This is a genomic window from Pseudoalteromonas sp. SG45-5 (assembly GCF_014164085.1).
GTDB lineage: Bacteria > Pseudomonadota > Gammaproteobacteria > Enterobacterales > Alteromonadaceae > Pseudoalteromonas > Pseudoalteromonas aliena.
On record NZ_JACJEM010000142.1, the window covers coordinates 1 to 741 of the forward strand.

The 741-nt window shown below is 35.1% G+C and carries 1 protein-coding gene; it reads left to right on the plus strand.

From position 1 onward, the window contains the following. The first annotated feature begins 293 nt into the window (after positions 1 to 293). The gene (locus tag H5119_RS20005; RefSeq protein ID WP_182703483.1) at positions 294 to 611 is read left to right on the plus strand and encodes a hypothetical protein; all 318 of its coding nucleotides are present in this window, start codon (positions 294 to 296) and stop codon (positions 609 to 611) included. Positions 612 to 741 lie beyond the last annotated feature (130 nt).

Below are 741 nucleotides of genomic sequence, written 5' to 3' on the forward strand. Positions count from 1 at the left end.
CCAAAGAAAACTGATTTTTCAACTATAACTAATGAACAACTCCAAGAGGTTGTAATGAAAATTAATACTCGCCCAAGGAAAATACTAAATTATCAGACAGCTGAAGAAGTCTTTATTAATTAGTGGTTTAAGGTTTGGTGCACTTGGAACTTGAATTCGGGTTCTGCGTAAAAACACAGTAATCAATTGAACCAAAATAGGAACTCAGCTATGGTTTGTTTATCAATAAAAACAAATAAAAAAATGAGTTAATCTACAGGCTCGTTATGTGTTTCAGGAGTATGGTGTTTTCAATGAATAATGATGACGTAAAAATGGTAGAAGCTAAAATAGAATTAGAACGTATTTCAGAGCTTCAAAAGTACAAAGAAGAATTTGATAAGCTTGGCTCAAATGATTGGGGAATTAAAGATTTTCTTTCTATTATTGCGCCATTTGGCTTACTTCTACTTGCAAATAGTTTCTTTACAATCGAGAGTGAGTTATTTCAAATAATGTGGGTTATTTTCATTGCCTTGTCTTTTGTTCAAGGCATGGTTACTGCTGAAAGTAAAAAGACAAACCGCAGAATAGACTTACTACTTAAAATCATCAAACAAGATCAGAGTTAAAACACATAATCGGGTAGCCGGAGGTCTCTAACCTCCAGCCCCCACACCACCCATCATGCGGGTCCGCAATGGGCGGTTCATCTCCCGTAATGAATATTGATCCAAATATCTTTCAATGACACTAAACCTT